The 22,769-nt window shown below is 38.0% G+C and carries 20 protein-coding genes; all 20 read right to left on the bottom strand.

Annotated features, from left to right (window positions below):
• Nucleotides 1–198: 198 nt before the first annotated feature.
• The 20 genes from HVMH_RS03000 to rfbG all read right to left on the bottom strand — a co-directional run bounded on the left by HVMH_RS03000 (nt 199) and on the right by rfbG (nt 22,767).
• The gene (locus tag HVMH_RS03000; protein WP_029907740.1) at nt 199–1,275 is read right to left on the bottom strand and encodes a glycosyltransferase; all 1,077 of its coding nucleotides are present in this window, start codon (nt 1,273–1,275) and stop codon (nt 199–201) included.
• Nucleotides 1,276–1,352: 77 nt separating this feature from the next.
• Nucleotides 1,353–2,780, bottom strand: a complete 1,428-nt coding sequence (locus HVMH_RS02995) for an oligosaccharide flippase family protein (protein WP_029907738.1) — start codon at nt 2,778–2,780, stop codon at nt 1,353–1,355.
• 33 nt (nt 2,781–2,813) lie between these two features.
• Complete coding sequence (locus tag HVMH_RS02990; protein ID WP_408610127.1) at nt 2,814–4,220, bottom strand: phosphohexomutase domain-containing protein; 1,407 nt, start codon at nt 4,218–4,220, stop codon at nt 2,814–2,816.
• Nucleotides 4,204–5,607, bottom strand: coding sequence for a mannose-1-phosphate guanylyltransferase/mannose-6-phosphate isomerase (locus tag HVMH_RS02985; RefSeq protein ID WP_029907734.1), 1,404 nt, complete (start codon nt 5,605–5,607; stop codon nt 4,204–4,206). The genes HVMH_RS02990 and HVMH_RS02985 overlap by 17 nt, the downstream gene beginning before the upstream one ends.
• 57 nt (nt 5,608–5,664) lie before the next feature.
• Complete coding sequence (locus HVMH_RS02980) at nt 5,665–6,669, bottom strand: glycosyltransferase family 10 domain-containing protein (protein ID WP_029907731.1); 1,005 nt, start codon at nt 6,667–6,669, stop codon at nt 5,665–5,667.
• Nucleotides 6,662–7,600: a glycosyltransferase family 2 protein gene (locus HVMH_RS02975; protein WP_029907729.1), complete on the bottom strand. Its 939-nt coding sequence runs from the start codon at nt 7,598–7,600 to the stop codon at nt 6,662–6,664. The genes HVMH_RS02980 and HVMH_RS02975 overlap by 8 nt, the downstream gene beginning before the upstream one ends.
• Nucleotides 7,584–7,940: a GtrA family protein gene (locus HVMH_RS11900; protein ID WP_051623171.1), complete on the bottom strand. Its 357-nt coding sequence runs from the start codon at nt 7,938–7,940 to the stop codon at nt 7,584–7,586. Before HVMH_RS11900 ends, HVMH_RS02975 begins: the two co-directional genes overlap by 17 nt.
• Nucleotides 7,931–9,901 carry a YfhO family protein gene (locus HVMH_RS02965; RefSeq protein WP_029907726.1) on the bottom strand — a complete coding sequence of 657 codons (1,971 nt, stop codon included), beginning with the start codon at nt 9,899–9,901 and terminating at the stop codon, nt 7,931–7,933. The genes HVMH_RS11900 and HVMH_RS02965 overlap by 10 nt, the downstream gene beginning before the upstream one ends.
• Before the next feature lie 85 nt (nt 9,902–9,986).
• Nucleotides 9,987–10,985 (bottom strand): CgeB family protein, encoded by a 999-nt coding sequence (locus HVMH_RS02960; RefSeq protein WP_029907724.1) that lies wholly within the window; start codon nt 10,983–10,985, stop codon nt 9,987–9,989.
• 4 nt (nt 10,986–10,989) lie between these two features.
• Nucleotides 10,990–12,114, bottom strand: a complete 1,125-nt coding sequence (locus HVMH_RS02955) for a DegT/DnrJ/EryC1/StrS family aminotransferase (protein ID WP_232087796.1) — start codon at nt 12,112–12,114, stop codon at nt 10,990–10,992.
• Between the two features lie 41 nt (nt 12,115–12,155).
• A complete protein-coding gene (locus HVMH_RS02950; protein ID WP_029907720.1) occupies nt 12,156–13,079 on the bottom strand; it encodes a GDP-L-fucose synthase family protein in 924 nt (307 codons plus the stop codon).
• Nucleotides 13,080–13,088: 9 nt separating this feature from the next.
• Nucleotides 13,089–14,204: a GDP-mannose 4,6-dehydratase gene (gmd, locus tag HVMH_RS02945; RefSeq protein ID WP_029907718.1), complete on the bottom strand. Its 1,116-nt coding sequence runs from the start codon at nt 14,202–14,204 to the stop codon at nt 13,089–13,091.
• Between the two features lies 1 nt (nt 14,205).
• Nucleotides 14,206–14,658, bottom strand: coding sequence for a GDP-mannose mannosyl hydrolase (locus HVMH_RS02940; protein WP_029907717.1), 453 nt, complete (start codon nt 14,656–14,658; stop codon nt 14,206–14,208).
• Nucleotides 14,658–15,593 carry an NAD-dependent epimerase/dehydratase family protein gene (locus HVMH_RS02935; protein ID WP_029907715.1) on the bottom strand — a complete coding sequence of 312 codons (936 nt, stop codon included), beginning with the start codon at nt 15,591–15,593 and terminating at the stop codon, nt 14,658–14,660. Before HVMH_RS02935 ends, HVMH_RS02940 begins: the two co-directional genes overlap by 1 nt.
• A 9-nt stretch (nt 15,594–15,602) precedes the next feature.
• Nucleotides 15,603–17,405 (bottom strand): thiamine pyrophosphate-binding protein, encoded by a 1,803-nt coding sequence (locus tag HVMH_RS02930; protein WP_029907714.1) that lies wholly within the window; start codon nt 17,403–17,405, stop codon nt 15,603–15,605.
• Nucleotides 17,405–18,448 carry an NAD-dependent epimerase/dehydratase family protein gene (locus tag HVMH_RS02925; protein WP_081822781.1) on the bottom strand — a complete coding sequence of 348 codons (1,044 nt, stop codon included), beginning with the start codon at nt 18,446–18,448 and terminating at the stop codon, nt 17,405–17,407. The genes HVMH_RS02930 and HVMH_RS02925 overlap by 1 nt, the downstream gene beginning before the upstream one ends.
• Nucleotides 18,438–19,460, bottom strand: coding sequence for a 4-hydroxy-2-oxovalerate aldolase (gene dmpG, locus HVMH_RS02920; RefSeq protein ID WP_029907710.1), 1,023 nt, complete (start codon nt 19,458–19,460; stop codon nt 18,438–18,440). The genes HVMH_RS02925 and dmpG overlap by 11 nt, the downstream gene beginning before the upstream one ends.
• Complete coding sequence (locus HVMH_RS02915; protein ID WP_029907708.1) at nt 19,460–20,341, bottom strand: acetaldehyde dehydrogenase (acetylating); 882 nt, start codon at nt 20,339–20,341, stop codon at nt 19,460–19,462. The genes dmpG and HVMH_RS02915 overlap by 1 nt, the downstream gene beginning before the upstream one ends.
• Nucleotides 20,342–20,393: 52 nt before the next feature.
• On the bottom strand, nt 20,394–21,710 hold the full coding sequence (gene rfbH, locus HVMH_RS02910) for a lipopolysaccharide biosynthesis protein RfbH (RefSeq protein WP_029907707.1): 1,317 nt from the start codon (nt 21,708–21,710) through the stop codon (nt 20,394–20,396).
• Nucleotides 21,697–22,767, bottom strand: coding sequence for a CDP-glucose 4,6-dehydratase (rfbG, locus tag HVMH_RS02905; protein ID WP_029907706.1), 1,071 nt, complete (start codon nt 22,765–22,767; stop codon nt 21,697–21,699). Before rfbG ends, rfbH begins: the two co-directional genes overlap by 14 nt.
• Nucleotides 22,768–22,769: the final 2 nt, after the last annotated feature.

Here is a 22,769-nt window from a genome sequence, read left to right as displayed (position 1 = left end):
TGCAGTACTGTATTTAAAATTTATGATGATAGCCATCGAAAAAATTAGAATGAATCCAAGCCTAAATGCAAAAGGGGCAAGAAACTTCACCAAAATAGGAAAGAGAAACCACGAAAAGACTGTTGTTAGAAGCAATATTGATAATGATAAATTTAGCGCTAATCTAGAGGAGTTTTGACTATACACAATGACAATCTTTCACTTGTTAAATCTAGACTTAATGGCGTCTAGAGAGACTGCGCCAAACCTTCTTAGCTTAAAAAACAAAATAAACTTCAGATAAAGCGCCCCTATCAAAGTAATGACACCCTTTTTAGACTGGCAAGATCTTTGAAACATTTCCCAAGAAAAGACTTTTCCTAGAAGATTACCTGACTCTTGCTCTCTGCCTGACAAAAATAAATTTATTGCTCTCATAACATGGTCTCTTCTTACAAGATCTCTGTAATTCAGACCATCATGCTTACCTAAGAGTTCTTGTACTTCTTTTTTTGCCAAATAGTGGTTTATAACCAAAAAAAAGTCAGCTTCTTCTACACCTTTCCTGATAGAGGCTGAACCCTGCAAATTGCTAAGCCGATAGTGGATCAAAGGTTTAGCTATATGACCTATTTTGTTTTTACTCAAGATTCTAAGCCAAACATCTAAATCTGCACTAGACCTGAACTGTTCCCCCTTCCAACAAACAACTTCATGTTTATAAACACTTGTCCTAACCATAAAACTTGGACAGATAAAAAAGTTGGAATGCTTTAGAACTGCTTTGAAAAGAGTTTCAAAGCCATATAGGCTAGAGCTTTCATGAGTAGAAATCTTTGGCAACTTGATATAGCCAATTCTTTTATCGGCTTCATCGATAACCCTTGCCTCAGTGAAAACAGCCCCTGCTGAAGGCTCTTTCTCCATAAATGAAACCTGCTCTTGGAGCATTCTAGGATCATAGATATCGTCGGAGTGAAAGATAGCAGTATACTCTCCTTCTGACAATTCGATACAGCGGTTAAAATTTCCTTCTCCACCAATATTTTTGTCACTTGTAAAAATACTAATTCTAGGGTCTTGATATGACCGAATAATTTCTAATGTTCTATCAGTAGATGCATTGTCAGATATTTTGACAATAAAATTTGAATAAGTTTGATTTAGAATCGATTCCAATGTTGAACCAATTGTTTTTTCCGAATTATAGGTAGGCATGCAAATACAAACTAAAGGGGGGCTATTTGTCATAGGAACTGTAAAGTTAAAACTCTTTGTAGGCACATGAAAAACCATGTATTTCTCTTTAAAAATGGGGATTCTTTCTTACCCCTCTGGAATCATTTAAATTTAATTCTTAACTGCAATTTGTACTAATGCGCTTCCCTAACAAAATCTCGCAGCAATAAATACTGAAGCGCGATATAAAGCAGTCCAATTATAGTCGTTCTCAGTATTATTTCCACCCCGCCATAGCCACTTATCAAATCGCCAATAATCATTGACCACCCCCAAAGTAATGCAATAAATGCTCCAACGGGAAGTATTAACTTAAAAATTAGGAAGCTTGCTGCTACGTGTTTTGCCAAAAGCACATGAATTGCTACTATAGAAGCTAGTCCGGCTACTGATAAAGCAATCCCCACGCCCAACACACCGAATTTCTGCAAAAAAATAATTGATAACGAAATAGATAGAACCGCACCAATTACACTAGGAACAATTAACCACTGTGTCTTCATTTTAATATGCGCAATTAACGAATAAACACCAATGACTACTCTAGCTCCTTCTGACAAAGCCCCCCAAACAACAAACTCTTTGGCGGCATAAAACTTTTCCCCTAAAAATATTCGCACAAGGTCATCGGACAATATGGCAATCAACCCCACAACCAATAATGCCGAGGGAATGACTGATTTTGCATACCTTTGCCAAACCAATTGCTCATTATGTTGTTTTGAGTTTATATCCTTGTACATTTTTGGCTGGAAATAGGTTGTCAGCACCGACTCAAAACCAGCTATTAGCCCTGCACTTACTCCATAGCCAGCAGCAAACAGCCCCAATGAAGCCAAACCTATTTGCCATTCAACAACATACCGATAACCTTGGAATTGAGACCAACCTAAAACAGCAGCTATCATTACTGGCCAAGAAAAGCTAAAAAGAGAAACCAAATGCTTTCTACTAATTGCCATATGGGAACTCGGGCTTTCATATTTTCCAAGTTTTGAAAACAGAATTTTTAAGCCAAATAAACCTAAAACCAGCTGACCCGCTAAGATGCCCAGCACCCAATATTTAGCTTCATAAGCATACAGATAAACTAAAAGGACAGCGAAAAAGAAGCTACTTGAAACTGTAGCAACCGTCAGAATAACAAACTGAGGCGTATATCCAAGCAGGTTTAACGAAGGGATGGATGTTTGATTAATTGTATTAAAAACTATAGATGCGCCCGTCAGAAAGATCAGCCAATATATCTGAACGCCAAAATCAAGCACTCCACTATTGTAAAGCCAATACAAAAAAACTGCAGAAAATAGAGATATCAAACAGAGGTAATACAGGTGATATATAAAGTATTTTTTTGCCTTTCCCGTTTCATTCCATGAGTGAAGCCTACGATTGATAAACATACCAACCGGATTTACCAATAAAAGCACAAAAAAAGCTACTGTACTAAGTATCAACGACACCTTCCCCATTTCAGATGGGGTTAATAAGCTCGTTGCGACTTTTATTGTTATAAGAGCGACTATGAATTGAGCTAGCCTTCCAAAAATAACTAAAGACAAAATATTCTCTTGTAATATTGAATAGCTAGCCTATTAGGGGCTAACATATTGTAGGTGATGTTCTTTCTGAGAGTCGACTACAAGTCTTTCAACTTCTTTCACTTTTTCCAAAACCAAATTTTTATCTCCTCTGCTCTCTATATTCAGTCTTAACAAAGGCTCTGTATTTGAAGCTCTAAGATTCATTCTCCAATTATCAAACTCAAGGCTAACACCATCTGTATAGTCGACTATAGGTTTCTGTGATGAATAATAATCTTCAACTTTTTCTATAACTTTAGATGCATCATCAACGGTGTAGTTAATTTCCCCGCTACAAGGAAAAGCCCTCACTCGCGCATCAACAAGGTCAGATAATTTCTTATCAGTTTTTGACATTAACTCCGCGATTAACAACCATGGAATCATTCCCGAATCACAATAAGCAAAACTCTTGAAGTAGTGGTGCGCTGACATTTCTCCACCATAAATTGCGTCTTCCCTTCGCATCCGCTCTTTAATGAATGCATGCCCGGTTTTTGACTGAATAGGAATTCCGCCTGCTTTTTGAACTTGCTCGATAGTATTCCATGTTAACCTAGGATCATGAATGATCTTTTCACCCGGGCTCTTAGTCAGAAGGGTTTCAGCCAATAAACCTACCAAATAATACCCTTCTATGAACTCCCCATATTCATCAAATAAAAAGCAACGATCAAAGTCACCATCCCATGCAATGCCCAAGTCTGCCTGGTGCTCTTTAACTGCCCTGGAAGTTACAGCCCTATTTTCAGGTATCAAAGGGTTTGGAACACCATTTGGGAACGTGCCATCTGGCACTTCATTCAAAAAGACACATTCAAATGGCAACGATTCAACAATTTCCTTTATCACAGCACCTGCGGAACCATTACCAGCATCCATAACTATTTTGAAAGGCTTTAGTAAAGACAAATCAACATAAGAGAGCAAGTGTTGAACATACAACGACTTATCCAACATTTTGGTAACTCTACCAATCTCAGGCTTAATTTTTTTAAAGTCCTTTTCAATAACTCTTCGCTCAATGTCTTTGAGACCGGAATCACCAGATATAGGACGTGCTCCTGCTGCTACCAATTTCATGCCATTGTACCCCTTAGGGTTATGGCTGGCAGTAACCATGATGCCTCCATCTACCTCATGATGAAAGGTGCTGAAATAAACTTCTTCCGTTCCACATAAACCAATATCCAGAACATCTGCTCCCGAATCCACAATTCCTCTCGCCAATGAAGATGCAATCTCTGGGCTTTCTAGCCTGACATCCTGACCAACAACAACTTTTTTTGCAGACAACTCTGAAACAAATGCCCGCCCTACTTGATATGCCAGGTTCTCATTCAGTTCTTCTGGCACTTTCCCTCGAATGTCATAGGCCTTGAAACACTGCAAGGTTTTCTCCCTACCTTCCATAAACATCCTCTACTCTTACAATGTCATCTTCACCTGTGTACTCACCTACCTGCACTTCTATCATCACCAAATCAATTTTGCCTTCGTTTTCTAAGCGATGTAACTGTCCCATCTGTATATAGGTTGATTCATTCGCCCTCACTAGAAACCTTTCTTCATTAACAGTGACAGTGGCCGTTCCAGAAACCACAATCCAGTGCTCATTGCGGTGAAAATGTTTTTGCAGAGAAAGCTTGCTGCCTGGCTTTACAACTATACGTTTAACTTTATATTGCTCTGAGTCAACCAAAACCTCATACGTCCCCCAAGGGCGATGAGCCAAACGGTGGACTTCCGCTAATTCTGGAGCACTTTTTTTAATCTCAGCAACGACTTGCTTAACTTTTTGAGAACTGCCTCTTTTCGAAATTAAAATCGCGTCTGAAGTATCAACTACTAGTAACTCTTCGACATCAATCAATGCTATTTGTCGATCTCTAGTAACTAAGAGGTTATTTTTAGCATCAACACATATTGGTTCTGGAGAATTGTTTAACCTTGGCAATACCGCATTATCATCAAATGATGCTTTCACTTCATCATACAGCGCGTCAAAGCTTCCTAAGTCTGACCACCCCATATCACAGGGAACCACTTTAACAATGTCAGACTTTTCCATTACTGCATAATCAATACTGTCTTCAGGAATATTTTGCATAGCATCTAATCCAACTTTAAACACTCTACTATCCAAAGAGTAGTCTTCTTCGCATGCTAAATTTATCGCTTCTACAGATGCTTGATAAACTTCTGGAGAAAGTCTTTCAAGTTCCTTCAAAAACACGCCGGCTTTGAAACAAAACATTCCAGAGTTCCAAAAATAATTCCCCTTTTCCAGATACAACTTAGCTGAATCAACATCGGGCTTTTCCTTGAAAGAGAGTACATCTTGGTCAGACGCCTCAATATAACCAAAACCGGTTTCAGGGTATGTTGGGCGAATACCAAAGGTTACTAGATTATTCTCTTCAGCTAGAGCCTTAGCTTTTATTACAGCCTCTTCATATGCCTTTTGATCTTTGACCAAATGATCGGACGTTGTTACAAGCACGACATCATCTTGTTCTAAAGCCAAACATGCAAGTGCGATAGCTGGTGCAGTGTTACGCCCAATAGGCTCCAATAAAAAATCCGCTTTTAATGAAGCAACTTGACTTAATTGATCTGCTGCAAGAAAAAACTGCTCTGTATTCGAAACAATAAAAGAGTGGTTACAGACAGATTGATTACGAATGAGCGTATCTTGAAAAAGGGAATGCCCATCAAATAACCGAACAAACTGCTTAGGAAGCATTGTTCGACTTAGTGGCCACAGTCTCGTTCCTGAGCCTCCACACAAAATAACATTAATCAATCGACTAACCTCATAACTTCTAATAAATTTTTCTATTACTAAACATTATCGCTTCAGTTAGCTTACTGTTTGACTTATTACTGTTCGAACAAAGTGCTCAGCAGAAAAAACATCTGCTCCTTTTGACAACAGAAATGATTCTATTTCATCTAAATAATGGCTGTATTCATTATCTGGCATCTTTGAAATAAACTGATATAACTCTTCATAACTTGAAAAGTTCTTCATATCTACATAGCAGCCACTTGGAATATATGAGTTCACATTGGAAGCCCCCCAATAAATCGGGACACTACCAGCAATAAAGCAATCAAAGATTTTCTCTGTAATATAGCCCGGAATATCTTTCGCATTTTCGAAACATATCACGAACTTATACTTTTCAAGAACATTTTTTTTCTTTTCTACTTTACCTTGATATGACGGGAATTTTGGCGCTAAAAGCTTGGAAAGGAATTTAATTCTATTCAGTGCTCTAAAAAGTTTAGGACCTTTAAAATGGCAGCTATCCCACCCAATTCCATACAAATCGAATTGGTCAATATGATGGTTTTCAAACCACCTTATTGCCTCAACCCTTTTGGAATATAACTCCAAAGGATGACTTACCGTCTTATTGCCCGCTATTAATGTGCAAAGCTTTTCTTTCTTAGATAGTTCTTTTGAAATTTTTTCAGGAAAACACATCGGAAACGTAATCTTAAAGTACTTTTCATTATCAACAAAATCATCATGCCAAGTAAAAACTTTATTAAAAAACTGGTGCTTTTCAATATCCCAATTATCCGGCTTAATCAACTTACTTTCAAAAAGTAACAAAAAAGATTTTTCTCTTTCACCAAGCATTGGCAAATGCTTAGGCATCTCGTTATAGATTACAATATTAGAACTTGAAGGCTCATTGATATCGGACGTAGCCAAATCATACCCTTTTCCCTTAAAACCCTCTTTTAGCAGATGAAATGGGTATAAACAATTATCACGATTAAGTGCCGAGTTATTTAAATCAAACAGTTTGTTTTCTTGATATGCCTCGGGCACCACTATTGAAGCTTTAATCAAAATTTATTCTTTCCTGCTCAAAAACCAAAGGTCTATCCAAGACCTGAGTATAAATTTGACCAATATACTCCCCTAAAATTCCGATAAAAAACAGCAGTACAGAGAATGCAAACGACCCTCCAATAACCAAAGGAGCAACACCAACAGGCATTTGATCCCAGTAAACTATTTTCATTACCAAATAGACAACACCAATTAAAAACGAAATAGTGCCAATCATTACACTTACAAATATAGCCATTCTAAGCATCACTTTAGAATTGTTGATTAAACCCAAAATACCTATGTCATAAAGAGTATAAAAGTTATTTTTAGTTATTCCTCTCACTCTTACTGGCTGGTCATATTGTATTTTCTTTACCCTAAAACCTACTTCAGCAACCATGCCTCTGAAAAAAGGATATGGATCTCTAATTGATTTTAATGCATTTATGGACTTTCTATCGTACAAGCCAAACCCTGTAAAGTTTTTGAATATCTCTACTTCTGACATTTTATGCAAAACAGAATAGTAAAACTCACGAAGTTTATACATCAACTTATTTTCAGAACTACTTTGCTTGACTCCAAGAACAATATTGTAACCATTTTCATATTCTGCAATAAATTTAGGAATTAAACTTGGTGGGTCTTGTAAATCAGCAACAACAAGGAACACAACATCACCAGAAGCTTGGGTTAGCCCATACACAGGGGAACGAATATGGCCAAAATTTCTTGAATTAATGATTATTTTTAACTTTTTATCAGTTGAAGCGATCTCTTTTAAAACATCGCCTGTTTTATCAGTTGAAGCATTATCTATAAAAATGTGTTCATAATCGTAACTAGGCAGTTCAGACGAGATTACGTTTTTTACTTGTTCATATAACTCTTTGACATTTGCTTCTTCGTTATAACACGGAGTTACAATACTAATTTTTTTTTGCATACACATATCTCTTATTTAAAAAAAAGCTCAAATACGCAATTGGAATAAGTGCTAGAAAGCTAGCCAAGTATAAATTCATGTTATATTGATTAAAGAACGCTATTATTGACACATTTAAAAAATACAATGCAGCATAAATCATAAAAAACCTGAATAAATAACGCCATGATTTGTTATTAAAAACATAAATACCATATGTACGGTAATTAAACAGAATCCCTGCAACTGTTGCCAACAAAACGGCCGCAGCATAATGAAATCCAAAAAACAAAAGCACTACCAACAAAAAATAACCAACAAGTGTATTAACTACACCTATAGTCAAATATTTCAAATACATTTATTTCTTCTCATACCCCTAAAACCGATTAGTAAGGCCACAAGTAAAACCAAATACCCAGAGATAAACACCAGGTAAGTAAAGTAAGGCCTATACTTAAATTGAATATCGTATTCACCTGCTTTGTGTAGCACAACCCCCATAAAAAAAGCATTAACTTTAATTATGGTGGCTCGCTTACCATTAACGTAAACTTCCCAGCTAGGATCATAAGGAGTATTGAAAGACAATAGCGCACTATTATTGACTGCAAAATGAACTTTCGTTTGATTAGGTGTTGTTTGAACACTCAAGCCCTGAACTTTAAGCTGCTTATCTGGGGTAAAGTTAGGCGCATCTTTCTTAAAGACACCAAAACTAGGAAAGGTTTCCTGCACCGCTCTAACATATGCATCATAAAATTGGTTATCTGATGAATAATCAATTCGATCAAGCTTTTTGATTACTCGAACATCTCTGGTTATTGAAACAATGTTTTTGAATAATTCAGAATTTTTAAAACTCCAATACCATGGATTACCAAGATTATTATATCCATGAGTTGTAGGAACCTTCTTTTCTAACCACTCGGTATTGTTATAAATATACTCTTTGCTTTTTCTCTGAATCCTTTCATTACCGTTGTACAAAGGAGCCTTTATACGCGCATCTGCTTTATGAATAAAAACCTCAGCGCTTGAAACCCAGTTATTGTTTGGGTTATGCAACATATAAAAGTAAGTAACATTACCAGCTATCAAAAAAAACATTATTTGATGAAAACTCTTATATCCTTTATGAAAGTAAAAATTCAACCGGTAGGACGTCAGTGCAATTATTGAAATGCAGACATAAAACAATCCAATTCCAAACCACCTATTTGAATTAAAAAATGGAATCAAATTAACTACACCCAGTAAGTGTAGTGATGGCGCAGCTGAATAAACTAAAAAACAAACAAATAAAGCCCACCATGTAAACTGCAACCTATCAAACTTTATTCCCCTCAAAAATGAGTTCACGAACACCAAAAACACCACCAACCCAACCCCCTGAACCCATAGCTTTGCACTTGCTAATACTGGTTCAATAGAGTTTATAATCGCTTGGTTCAGATTCGGGAAAAATAACTGTGGAGCTTGAACGCCTATACTTCTTAAACGTGGTTCATAATTAATTAAATCTCCCCAAAATAGACTATATTCAGATCTTAAATTCAACACTCCAGGCATGATGTACAAAAGATACACACACACAACAACTGTAATAAAAGCCAACATTTTTTTTAGTCGAGCATTGAACTTATCATCTGATCTATACGTGAGTACTACTGCATAAGTAAACAAAACGGCAATATCCACAAAATTCATCCAAGGATAACCACTAACTATATAAGTCCCCAATAGTGCAGCAACCATAAATGTTTGCGATAAATTTAACTTGCGCAACTCAATAAAATGAAAAAAGTACAAAAACCAAAAAAAGCTTGACAAAGAAACTATAAATGAAACTTGACCTATAAAATTTATCAATACCATTAAAAAGGAAACTGCAGCAAAAATTGCTACTGGTCGTTGAACATTTATAATTGAAAAATAGAAGTACGCACCGATTCCAGCTACTAACAAGTAAAACTGTATTAACCACTCATATACAACCACAGGATTTAAAACCTGAGCCATAAGGGCAAATGGAAGTTGAATAAATGTGAACAATCCTGCATTATTTAGTGATGGAAAAAACACACCAGATTGAATAAAAGGATTCCAAAATGGAATATAACCGCTACCAATTGAGTCACTGAAATATAAAAAGTTTACATATCCCAAATCGTGCGTGTCCCACAATGTCACTAGACTGCCAAATAGGTGTTTTCCGAAAAAAACCATAATTACAAACAACACCCAAAAAACAAAACTTACTCGACTAAAAAATAATCTAGCTACATTTTCTTCCAATGATTTACTCTTGATTTCTAGCAAACAATATCTCTTTATATTCAGAATAAAAACTAATTAATAGCGCTCACCATCTTAGTGATTCAAACAACTAACTTTCCTATAAAACTTATCTGCAAAGAGATAACTCTCTAAAAACTTTCTTAAACCTATTACTATAACCATGATTTTTTTTGGCTTTTATATTCCCCAACTTCCTAATTTCTTCTCTTTCAAAGTCATTGCTTAAATAGTATTTAATTTGTAGGGCAGCATCATCAACACTTGAATAACACACTATTTCTTTTCCAAGATCATAATATTGCTCAATACCTGGAACGTAATCAGATAACTGAAACCCACCAAAAAAGGGGATTTCAAAATTTCTTGCTTTAATCTGGCTATGCGACTTTAAAGACCTAATAGATGAGCTAAAAGCCCTTAGTGAAGAAAATAGATAGCGAATATCATAACTATTACTATTGGATATATTGAGGTTGATTTTTGATTCCGCAAAAAGTCTCATCATAGCTTCTGCTGAAAGAGGTCCATTCCCCCAACCATTACCAAAGACTTCAACATTGATTCCCCTTGCGCCGAGTTGTTTTATAAACCACTCTCTATATGGATGATATCCCCCAACAAAAGAAACGTCATACTTATAAATCTGCGACTCATCAAACTGTACATGCGTATCAATGGCTGCCCATTGACTCAAGATAACATTGGGTTGATCAATTTTTTTATAGTTTTCAACGGAGAATAAGTCCGTGGTAACACACCATGTAAAATCACTGGCATAAAATTTGGTAAAACTATCAAACCTCCACTGATCATCTCCAAACCAGTTAACAGTCGTATATTTGTTCTTCAACTGAACAAGTGTCTCATGCTCAAACTGATTCTCAAACAAGCAGAAAAAAATTAAATCTGGCATAACTTTATCTGCTTCAGATAGCAAATTTTGTTGTAGCACCTCAAGATTAGATAAAAAATCATCATAATAGAAAGGTACTACATCATGCCCTAACTTTTCAAAGCTAGACTTGAAACCTTCTTGACCAATTAAGTTTAAACCTCTGGTTTTATCGCCATAATCATAAAGAAGATCAACGTATAAAATCTTCATAAAATCAACCCAATAACTTGCGCAGGTCAGAGATTTTGTTTTTTATATCAAACTGATGATTACCCACAAAAAAACCATTTACATCAATATATTCAGCATTATCTAACGAGTCATGGATTTCATAATCAAAATACTTAACAACTTCGTTTTTTGCAAAATTTCCCGACACAATTGGACGACATTCAACTCCACCTTCCATCAGCTTCGAAACTATCTGACTTCGGTTAACTTCTGAGCCATCTTTTATCACTAGTGAAAAGCCAAACCAGCTGCTCTTACCTATTTCTTGCTGTATTTGCAAATATGGATGATCTAAAAACAACTCCGTAAAATACGCGCCATTCTCCTGGCGGTTCTTAATGAAGCTAGGTAATTTTTTTAACTGTTCGATCCCGATTGCGCCACTCATTTCAAGCGGTCGGGCATTATAACCCGGCAAAACGAACTTAAAGGCTTCTTCAAATGGGTCATCACTTTTGGTGCCGGACACCAAATTTTCTTTTGGCAGGTTTCGTGTCCAACCATGCGCTCGGATACACAAAAGGATGTGATATAGTTCCTCATCATCCGTCACGATACAGCCACCTTCCATCGTTGCGATATGATGGCTGAAGAATGAACTATAAGTTCCCATCAACCCGAAAGTTCCGGCTTGTTGCCCCTGCAAAGATGCTCCCATTGATTCACAGTTGTCTTCTAACAGAAGAATGTCTCTATCCCCGATGACCTCATGGATTTTGGAAAAGTCGTTTGGATTACCAAGGAGGTTGACTGCCAAAATGGCTTTTGTCTTATCTGTAATCGCAAGTTCCAGCTGATTTAAATCCATATTCAAGGTCTGCGGATCGATATCGACGAACTTTATCTTCAAGCCATATTGATATAACGGGTAGTAGGTCGTCGACCATGAAACGGCAGGAACAATCACTTCATCGCCTCTTTGAAGCTTGTACTTTTCATTTTGGGTATAGAATAAAGCGGCGACCATTAATAAATTCGCCGTTGAGCCCGAACTGACCATCACTGCATATTTCGAGCCAAAATAATCAGCAAAAAGTTTCTCATATTCTGCAACATATTTACCCATCGTAAACATATTGGAGTCGACCACTTTCTGAATGGCTGCCAATTCTTTCTCATCCCACGTGCTGGACGCTAATGGATAATTACTCATTTGTTTATACTCTCTAAATAAAACTGATATGTTTTCTGAATTCCATCTTCTAATGAAGTTTTATAACGCCAACCAAACTCTTTTAACTGACTATCATCAATCAACTTTTGTTTCATTCCTACAGGTTTTGACAAATCATGTTCAAACTCCCCGTCAAAACCAATAACATCGGCGATGGCCCGATAATATTCATTTATCGTGTAATCGTGCCCCAGGCCTACATTGATATTTTGAGGCATTTCTTCAAACTTCGATATTGCATAAAACACGAAATTTGCTAAATCCCCGGCATACATAAACTCCCTTCTTGCCAGACCATCACCCCATATATCAATGACCTCTTTGCCCTGCTCTTTTGCTTCTGATATCTTTCGAATCACGGCGGGAATCATATGTGAGTGGTTTGGATCAAACTTGTCATGCCTGCCATAGAGATTACATGGAATCACAGTTTTATATAAATACTCTTCATCTTCTCGACGGATATATTCACAAAGACGGGTGCTGGCAATTTTTGCTAGTGCATAACCTTCGTTTGTAGGCTCAAGTTCCCCTTTTAGTATCAAGTCTTCCGATAAAGGGTTTTGAGCACCTCTGGGATACATGCAAGAGCTACTCATATTCATAAAACGTGTAACGCCAGCATCTCTCGCTTCGGTTAGTATATTCAATCCCATTTGCATGTTATCCACTAGGAATTTCACTGGATTTGCAATATTGGCTTGAATGCCCCCAACAATCCCGGCTGCATGAATAACCATATCGGGAGAATGTTTTTTCATGAAACGACCCACTTGTTCCTTATCAAGCAAGTCCAACTCCGAGCTTGATGGAAAAATAAAGTCAAATTGAGAGGATAAAGCTGATTCGAGAATGTTTTTTCCCACCATGCCATTAGCGCCGGTTAACAATATCTTCATGAGCTCTTCCTACTCCACGGAAACAGGAATGTCATGCCCATGCTTTTTCAAAAGTGCATGACGCTTGGCAACTTTCAAATCTTCTGCAACCATTTCCGAACACATTTCTTGCACTGTAATTTCCGGCATCCATCCCAACTTTTCCTTAGCGTTTGAAGGATCTCCCAGCAAGGTTTCCACTTCTGCAGGACGGAAATAACGTGGATCGACTCTAACGATGACATCTCCAACTTTTAATGCCGGAGCATTAGAACTCTCAATTTTCTCAACAACAGCGATTTCTTTTTCCCCCTCCCCCGCAAACTTAAGAGTAATTCCAAGCTCTCTGGCAGACCAATCGATAAATTGTCTAACGGAATATTGAACCCCGGTTGCGATCACAAAGTCTTCAGGCTGGTCCTGTTGCAACATCATCCACTGCATTCTGACATAGTCTTTTGCATGCCCCCAGTCACGAAGTGCATCCATATTACCCATATATAAACATTGCTCCAAACCTTGAGCGATATTCGCCAACCCTCTTGTAATCTTACGGGTTACAAAGGTTTCTCCACGACGCGGTGATTCATGGTTAAACAAAATCCCATTGCAGGCATACATCCCATAAGATTCCCGATAATTTACAGTAATCCAATAGGCATACATCTTTGCCACTGCATACGGTGAACGTGGATAAAAAGGTGTTGTTTCTTTCTGAGGAGTTTCTTGTACCAAGCCGAACAATTCTGACGTCGACGCTTGATAAAATTTAGTCTTCTTTTCCAACCCAAGGAACCTAATCGCTTCCAAAAGGCGTAAGGTACCTATGGCATCAACATCTGCTGTATACTCAGGCGATTCAAAACTGACTGCAACATGAGATTGCGCTCCAAGGTTATAGACCTCATCAGGTTCAACCTCTTTTAGGATGCGTGTCAAATTCGAGGAGTCCGTCAAGTCACCGTAGTGGAGCTTAAACCGGGCATTCTCGACATGCGGATCTTGAAATATATGATCGATTCTTTGTGTATTAAACGAAGATGCCCGCCGTTTAATTCCATGAACCTCATACCCTTTTTCCAATAAAAACTCCGCTAAGTAAGATCCATCCTGTCCGGTTACCCCGGTAATCAACGCTTTTTTCATATTAAACCTTTGCTGTAAAATACTGTTTTGTATATTCATGCACGGACTCGTGCTGAAAAATTTCACTTCTTGAAAACAGCTTGAATTCATCATGCTCTGACATTGGAATAGATTGAGGTAGAACATCCAACTTTATCTTATATGCAAGCACTATGTAGTGCGTTGAAACATCTTCTGAAACAAAGCTATCACTATAAAAGTGTTCAAACACCCCAAAAAAATCGAACTCATCAAGAAATAGCTCTTTACCTATTTCTTTGCATGAAATCCGCCTTATCGCCATAGCAATCGTTTCATCCTTGTAGACTCGACCTCCAGGCACAAACCAAAATCCTTTTGCTGGTTTATTAATTCTTTTGCCCAGTAAAAACCGCGAATCTGTTTTTACAAGTAAATCAATGGACACCAACGGTGCATTCTCTATTAATCCTGCAAAAGCTTTTAATGACAGCATTACGATATCAAACTCATTTTTCTGACCTGATCCAAAACTCCCTCTAGTGAAGTCATTGATGGTTGATAGCCAACTTTGTAAGCTATTTTATTTATAGAGTAATAGTTAAGCTTAGCACCTGTCGCATTCACAGATACTCCATCTCGCTTAATACAATACTCCAGTCCATATTTTTCTGAGAAGGTATTTAGCAAACTGAATTTATCAACAGGTTCCTTTGTATAGCAGTCTAAAGCAAAGTTAACTCCAGGTGGCGACTGGATTATTCTAGAAATTAAGTAGTAAAAATCGACTGGTGTAATAAAGTCTCGAACAATATTTTCGGGTGCTGTTTGTAATTTTTCTTTATTTTTTATTGCACGAATTATGTCCGTTATTAGAAAACGTGCATTAACGTTCAGTGTACTACTAAAGTAATTAAATACCCGAACGTCAACAATATCAAAATGTTGTATCGCACGGTGCTTTGCCTCTGCATTAAGTTTAGCGACACCGTACCAATCAGTCTGCTGCAATTGATTAAGGTGAATAACTGAAGTAGTATTATTATCAACTGGCCTTTCAAAGTTTCCACCAAATACGGCTCCACTGCTTATAAAAATATATTTACTGCTAGGACAGTTTCTTAGATAGTTTAGTACTAAATTATCAAAATACTCTGTAACCTCAAATATATCTCGCCCCATATCAAGTGCAGCTGCAGGATCACCAATCCCAATAAAATTAATAATTACATCAAAGCTAAACTGTTCATTAAAATCAACATATTCAAAACATGGGTAATTTACGCTCTCCCCCAACAATTCAAACTGTTCAGACACTTTTTTATTTGAACGAGAAAATAATATAAGTTCATGCTCTGGCTCTCTATCTCTAATCGACAGAATTAAATCTTTTGCTATTTGACTTGTTGCCCCAAGGATTGCTATTTTCATAAATATTACTTATATACCAATGGGGGCAACAATCATTTCTTTAAGAAATTCATCTCTCGGCAAAAATGGATACATGTCCTCAAAAGGCATAGAAAGCATAGTACCGTCATCTCTTCTAATAGAAGATACCGTAGGTATAATCTCCTGATCAGGCGGTGCAATTATTTCACAAATTACAGGTCCATCTGCCGACATAACTTGTTTCAAGACACTATCTAAAACGCTTAGAGTTTCGACTTTGTAAAAGCTTATGCCATATGCTTTTGCAATTTTCTCCACTTCAGGAAATGAAATCCCAGTCTCATATTCAGTTCCCATTAACCTGCCATCAAAAAACTTATTCTGCGTTGTTCGGATTGATAGGTACCCATTGTTATTCCAAATTAAAAGCTTTACTGGTAGTTTATGCTGCACTATTGTCTGTAGCTCTTGGATGTTCATCTGAAATGATCCATCCCCTGTAATCGCCACAACCTCTCCTGCCTTCGCTACAGATACTCCGATAGCAGCTGGAATTGAAAAACCCATATCGGCTTGAGCACCCGAAGTAATGTACCTTTGCTGATAATTGACTTGCAACGCTTGCGCGGTGACATAATATGCAGACCCAGCATCTGCGACCACCGCAGTATCTTTTTTTAAATACTTTTCTAAATATTTTATAGATGTATATAAATTAACAGGCGCACTGTTTATTTCATAACTTGATGATGCTACCGGCCATTTTTCCTTCCAATGAATGCACTTGTCCCGCCAACCATCAATTGCCAACTTAGCATGAGCAAAACCATTTAATGTTAAAAGGAACTTTTTTACATCCATGTGAATAAACTCATCTATTTGAACTGTGTTTTTCATGTGCTCTTCTTTGTCGATATCAACAACATATTTTTGAGCATCTCTTGCAAACAAATCGTATTCAAACCCTGTTACAGCAACAGATAACCTAGAACCTAAGACAACCACTAGGTCAGAATTTTGTAATGCAAAGTTCCCTGCTCTATCACCTTTAATCCCAACTCGTCCAATATTCAAGGCACTATTACTCAGAAGGTCAATAGCTAAATACGTAGTAACAACTGGGATTTGATATTTTAGAACCATTTCATTAAACTCAGGCACAGCATCAGCCAACCTTACTCCGTTCCCTGCAAGAATAATAGGTCTTTTGGAGTTCATCAAAACCTCATAAAACGCTTCTACCTCAACCTCTGCATGAGCAAAATGTTCAGCACATTCACGAGATACATCAAAGTGTTTCAACTTATCCAGCTCTACCATTGCCCCCTGAACATCTTGCGGAATATCTAACCAAACAGGTCCTGGACGACCATTTTTTGCCAGAAATGCTGCTTTTTCCAAATGGTATGCAATCTCTGTAGGATCATTAATCATCACCGAGTACTTTGTAATGGATTCAACTATAGGAACAATATTCGCCTCTTGCACCCCTACTTGTCGGACGTTATGCTCCGAGTTATAAACTGTTTCTTTTCTCTTGACTTGACCAGATATAAAAAATACGCTCGTATTGTCTTGCCAAGCATCTAACACCCCTGTCACAGCATTAGTTGCACCACACCCACTTGTTGTCATTACTGCAGCATAGGAATTTTGATATTTTGCATATCCCACTGCTGCCATAGCTGATGCTTGCTCATGATGGTTGCAGATAGGGATCAACTTCCCATGCTTGGCAACGCCATCATTTAAAAACATAGCACCTCCACCTGTCACTAGAAACACATGCTCTATACCCAACACTTCATATAGGTAATTCGCTATATAATCTGCCACCCTTATTTTGTTCATCACTTTCTTCCCAACCTATAAAGATTCCACTCTACTGTGCGGTTCAAAGCCTCGGTAAAACTGAAATTTTCCTTAACCTTAAAACTTTCCTTAACGAAGGATAAATCTGGAATAAATTTTGACTCAGATGAATCTATTTCTTTTACAACAATATCTACTTTGTCTTTTAGTATTGAATTGATTGCTACTGCAACATCGAGAAGCGATACTTCTTCAGAGGAACCTAAATTATAGACCCCACCATCGCGCCCACTTGCAAGCATTGCCAAAAGCCATGCCGCCATATCCGTAGCGTATAAATAGCTTCGCTTAGGCTTTCCATTTCCAAGAATTCTTATTGGCTGAGCATTTAATGCCTCTTGTAGAAAAGAGTTTACGGCCCATGGCTTATTTAAGCTTTGAAATGGCCCTATAAAGGCAAAAGGTCTCACAACAACCACAGGAACTTTGTATTGACTCCTATATGCCATACACAAAGACTCAGAAAATTGTTTCGCTTCAGGGTAAATAGAAGTTATACCTGATTTCAAGCCACATCTTTGCCTGCCTTCTTCAATTAATTCTCCATTATTCAAGCTTTCATAAACCTGCCCTGAACTCAGATGCATAACGCACTTTAAATCAGCCAACCTTGATGCTGCATCAAGTATCGATTTTGTACCATTTGCAATCACATCCATGGTATTCACAGGGTCCGACATATGAACCCTATTATCTGGACTGGCTGCTGCATGAATAATGTAACTTATTGATTGTGGCAATTCTTTGATGCTTCTAATGTCAGATTTAATAAACGAAACGTCACTCCTATCAAAAAAGCACTCATCGGCTTCCTTTAACTTCAAAGGTGTTCTCGATAATAAGATTATTTTAGTATCAAAAGCTCTATAATCATTTAACCAGCACAGTGCTCTTGCAAGCCATGAGCCTACAAAGCCTGTACCACCAGTTATTAATACCTCCGCCCCCCTTAAAGGACTTAGCTGCTCCAAGATATCATCAAGTGAGCGCTCTAAATCTTTCGCAATAAAATCACGCATCATCAACTACCTTTTCAGCTAAGTTTTGAGCAACTTCAATTATCAAATCCTCCTGCCCTGCAATTGCTCCTAATCGGCCTAACTCAAAAAAAACATCTCTTGGATCAACATTGTAGATTTCAGCTGCGCGAGCAACAGGTTTTGAAAAAACTGAAACAACACCACTCATACCGCTAACGACACTTGAACTAGTAATTTTGGGCAGAACTTCAAAAATATCTTCTGCCATATCTGCAGCATCAAGCAATTTATATAAGTCAACACCTGTGCTATATTTTTCCATCGAAAAAACGGCTGCAAGAAGTTCAATGCTTGCATTCCCAGCCCCACCGCCAAAGCCAGATATTGATCCATCAATTATGGTTGCCCCAGCTTTAACTGCAATTAAAGAATTTGCAATCGCCATCCCTAAATTATTATGCGCATGAAACCCTACAGGAATATTTAGTGACTTTACAAGTAAACTAACCCGCTTATAGACATCTTCTGGCAAAAACGCTCCAGCGGAATCCAAAATCGTTATACATTCAGCGCCATACGACTCCATTTTCAATGCTTCCTGCACCAACATCTCTGGTGAAATCATATGAGCCATCATTAGCCCAGCAAATACCCTTCTACCTGTTCCCCTAACGTATGAAATATGCTGTTCTGTAGTATCAGCTTCGGTACATTGCGCAGCCACCCTTACAACATCAACACCACAATCAATCGCCAAAGAGATATCCCTTGCAACTGTTGCATAACCCGGCACCACATGAACCGCCAGTAATGAACTTTTCAAACAATCTCTTGCCAACGTCAGCATCTCTTCATCTGCTAGCAAGCTTTTTCCAATTTGCAAAGAAGATGCACCCAATCCAATTCCATGACCAACTTCAACAACACCAACTCCGGCTGCGTCGGCTAAACTAGCATAGTTAACTATCTGCTCTTTGGTTAAACAATGCTTAATGGCATGAGAACCATCTCGTAAAGTCACATCATATAAAGTAACATCAATATTTTTGCTCATTACTTCACACCTTCTACTAGCTTTAATGCGTAATGTTCAGCCACATTAATGGCTGCGCAATTAATAATGTCTAAGTTTCCTGCAAATTTTGGTAAATAATCACCAACACCCTGAACTCTTACAGTAACTAAAAGCCGCCCACTATCATAAGTTGGGTGCAACACTAACTTATAGCCAGGAACGTATCTTTGTATACGTGAAACCATTTGATCAATTTCTAACTCTATTTTTTTTATATTAGGATTATCAACCTCAACCAACACTGAAGTCTGCATATCTATAGCGGGATTGGCAGGATTCAAATTAATCATGGCTTTCGCATTTTCAACTTTGCAAAATTTTTTTAACCCTTTTTCTGTTGCCTCAATATACTCATCAATATTGATTCTCGTGCCAGGTCCAGCGCTTCTTGAAGCAATTGTGGACACTGTTTCAATATAGTTTATCTCAGGATGAACCTTTGTTATAGCATATGCTAAAGGTATAGATGCCTGCCCCCCGCAAGTAATCATATTCACATTATTCGAATTGATTGCTTTCTCTAAATTTACTTCTGGAACACACAACAATCCAATTTTTGCAGGCGTCATATCAATCACAAACTTACCCAAAGACTTCAATATGGGAGCATGAATTAAATGACTTCCCGCTGAAGTAGCATCAAATACTATTTGACATAAGTCTGGCTGGTTAACTATCGCATCAATACCCTCATCACTAACCCTAACACCCATTGATGCTGCCCTACTCATTCCTGAGGATGCAAGATTTCGGCCTGCAAAAATTGAACACTCTAGGTACTTAGAACGTTGAATTTTCATTAATAAATCCGTTCCAATATTTCCTGTACCGACAATTCCTACTGTCACTTTTTTAATCATTTTTTCCTCATATCAGATAGAACAATCGCTTACAGTTTCTATAGACGAAAAATCAAAACCCTACTCCAAAGAATTCTTCCATCCTTTCCACAACATAATCTAAATGCACTTTTTTCAACCCTGGATAAATGCCCAACCAAAAGGTTTGGTTCATGGTTTTATCAGTATTGCCTAATTGACCAACAATGCGATATTCAATATCTTTAAAATATGGCTGCCTAATTAAATTTCCCGCAAACAGAAGTCTAGTTCCTATCTTTTGCTGGTCTAGATATTTTGTTAAATCAACACGCTTAACCCCGGCTGATTCTTTTACCGTAATAGGAAAACCAAACCACGATGGCGTTGAATTTTCGGTTGCATCAGTCAATTCAAGAAAATCAGCCAAGGTGGACAAACGGTTTTTCAAATAGTCAAAATTGGCATTTCGCTTGGCGATAAATTCAGGGAGACGTTTCAACTGTGCCAATCCACAAGCGGCTTGCATATCTGAAATCTTTAGGTTGTAACCAAGATGTGAATAAGTGTATTTATGGTCATAGCCTTGAGGCAAATCGCCAAGTTGCATATTAAATCTAGTGCCACAGGTGTTATCACACCCAGGCTTACAGTAGCAATCTCTTCCCCAGTCTCTGAATGACTCCGCAATCGTAATCAGCTGAGGGTTATTTGTGAAAACCGCTCCACCTTCACCCATCGTAATATGGTGCGCAGGGTAAAAACTGCATGTTGCGATATCACCAAAAGTCCCAACATGTTGCCCACCGTACTTGGCACCCAGCGCGTCACAACAGTCTTCGACAAGCCACAAATTATATTTTTCACAGATCGCTTTTACTTTTGCAATATCAAATGGATTTCCAAGAGTATGTGCCAACATAATCGCCTTGGTTTTTGACGTAATAGCAGCTTCAATCAAGTCAGCATTAACATTATGAGTATGAATATCGACATCTACAAAAACTGGAATCGCACCAAATTGGACTATCGGGTTCACCGTCGTTGGAAAACCTGCTGCAACACCAATTACTTCATCTCCCTTTCTAATAGCCCTATCGCCTAATTTCGGAGAGGTTAGCGCAGCAAATGCAACTAAATTTGCTGAAGAGCCTGAATTAACCGTAATTAAGTGATTCACTCCGATAAATCCAGCCAATTCCTTTTCAAACTGCTCATTAAAGCGTCCCGTAGTCAACCACCCATCTAGGGACGCTTCTACCATATACTGCAGTTCTAATTCACCAATAACCTTTCCTGAAGGAGGAACTACCGATTTCCCTGGTTCAAACGGCTTTTCAGCATATTGCAGTTCAGCATATTTCTTTACCAACTCCGAAATCTCATTTCTGATCGATTCAGTGGTTTGCATTATCCATATCTCTCATATAATCATTAATTTCTTCTAGGCACACACTTTGCATATCTTCTTTATTCAGCCATGCCTTGTGCCATTTTACAATTCGCTCTAAGGTTTGTTCCAATCGCCACATTGGATGCCATTGCAAATAGGATTTTGCTTTGGAAACATCCAACTTTAAATATCCAGCTTCATGAGGATGATCACCTTCATCCAACTTCCATTCAGAATTTGGCCATAATGCTGTCATTTTGTCTAAAATCCAATCAACTGGTTTCACATCTTCTTCATTAGGACCAAAATTCCAGCCTTCAGCGTATTCACTAGGATCTTCATAAAGCTTTTGCGCTAAAACCAAGTATCCAGACAAAGGTTCTAACACATGTTGCCATGGTCTTGTGGATTTTGGGTTGCGAATAATAACGGGTTTTTCTTGCTCAAATGCGCGTAAAATATCTGGAATAAGCCTATCATCAGCCCAATCACCACCACCGACTACATTACCCGCTCTTGCCGATGCTAAACCAATACCAGCATCTTGAAGAAAAGACCGACGATAGGCAGAGGTTACCAGTTCCGCACACCCTTTCGAACTGGAATAAGGGTCATGCCCTCCCATCGGCTCATCTTCTCTATAACCCCATACCCATTCTTTGTTCTCATAACACTTGTCTGTGGTGACACTGACTATCGCTTTAAGGTTTGCACAACCTCTTGCCGCCTCAAGCACCTTAGCTGTTCCCATTACATTAACGTCATAGGTTTCAAGAGGCTCTTTATAGGACAGCCTTACTAGTGGTTGCGCCGCCATATGAATCAAGATATCAGGATCAAAATTGACTATGCTGATTGTCAATTTATCAAGATTGCGGATATCACCAATTTCAGAATCGATTAGTTTATCTACACTTGCTTCTTCGTATAAACTGGGAGTAGTTGGTGGCGCAAGAGCATAACCCTTCACAACAGCCCCCAAAGATTGCAACCAAATGGATAACCAACTACCTTTAAATCCGGTATGACCAGTCAGAAAGACCTTTTTGCCATGCCAAAAATTCTTATCGACCATTA

The sequence above is a fragment of the Hydrogenovibrio marinus genome (assembly GCF_013340845.1).
Taxonomy (GTDB): Bacteria; Pseudomonadota; Gammaproteobacteria; order Thiomicrospirales; family Thiomicrospiraceae; genus Hydrogenovibrio; species Hydrogenovibrio marinus.
This window is presented reverse-complemented; position numbering and strand designations above follow the sequence as displayed.

What these genes read in the sequence shown, in the direction of transcription:
- dmpG (WP_029907710.1), bottom strand. Translation starts at nt 19,460, where the DNA reads ATGAGCAAAAATATTGATGTTACTTTATATGATGTGACTTTACGAGAT.
- HVMH_RS02930 (WP_029907714.1), bottom strand. Translation starts at nt 17,405, where the DNA reads ATGAACAAAATAAGGGTGGCAGATTATATAGCGAATTACCTATATGAA.
- HVMH_RS03000 (WP_029907740.1), bottom strand. Translation starts at nt 1,275, where the DNA reads ATGGTTTTTCATGTGCCTACAAAGAGTTTTAACTTTACAGTTCCTATG.
- HVMH_RS02990 (WP_408610127.1), bottom strand. Translation starts at nt 4,220, where the DNA reads ATGTTTATGGAAGGTAGGGAGAAAACCTTGCAGTGTTTCAAGGCCTAT.
- HVMH_RS02925 (WP_081822781.1), bottom strand. Translation starts at nt 18,448, where the DNA reads ATGATGCGTGATTTTATTGCGAAAGATTTAGAGCGCTCACTTGATGAT.
- HVMH_RS02940 (WP_029907717.1), bottom strand. Translation starts at nt 14,658, where the DNA reads ATGCTGTCATTAAAAGCTTTTGCAGGATTAATAGAGAATGCACCGTTG.
- HVMH_RS11900 (WP_051623171.1), bottom strand. Translation starts at nt 7,940, where the DNA reads ATGTATTTGAAATATTTGACTATAGGTGTAGTTAATACACTTGTTGGT.
- gmd (WP_029907718.1), bottom strand. Translation starts at nt 14,204, where the DNA reads ATGAAAAAAGCGTTGATTACCGGGGTAACCGGACAGGATGGATCTTAC.
- HVMH_RS02915 (WP_029907708.1), bottom strand. Translation starts at nt 20,341, where the DNA reads ATGATTAAAAAAGTGACAGTAGGAATTGTCGGTACAGGAAATATTGGA.
- rfbH (WP_029907707.1), bottom strand. Translation starts at nt 21,710, where the DNA reads ATGCAAACCACTGAATCGATCAGAAATGAGATTTCGGAGTTGGTAAAG.
- HVMH_RS02950 (WP_029907720.1), bottom strand. Translation starts at nt 13,079, where the DNA reads ATGAAGATATTGTTAACCGGCGCTAATGGCATGGTGGGAAAAAACATT.
- HVMH_RS02975 (WP_029907729.1), bottom strand. Translation starts at nt 7,600, where the DNA reads ATGCAAAAAAAAATTAGTATTGTAACTCCGTGTTATAACGAAGAAGCA.
- rfbG (WP_029907706.1), bottom strand. Translation starts at nt 22,767, where the DNA reads ATGGTCGATAAGAATTTTTGGCATGGCAAAAAGGTCTTTCTGACTGGT.
- HVMH_RS02960 (WP_029907724.1), bottom strand. Translation starts at nt 10,985, where the DNA reads ATGAAGATTTTATACGTTGATCTTCTTTATGATTATGGCGATAAAACC.
- HVMH_RS02935 (WP_029907715.1), bottom strand. Translation starts at nt 15,593, where the DNA reads ATGAAAATAGCAATCCTTGGGGCAACAAGTCAAATAGCAAAAGATTTA.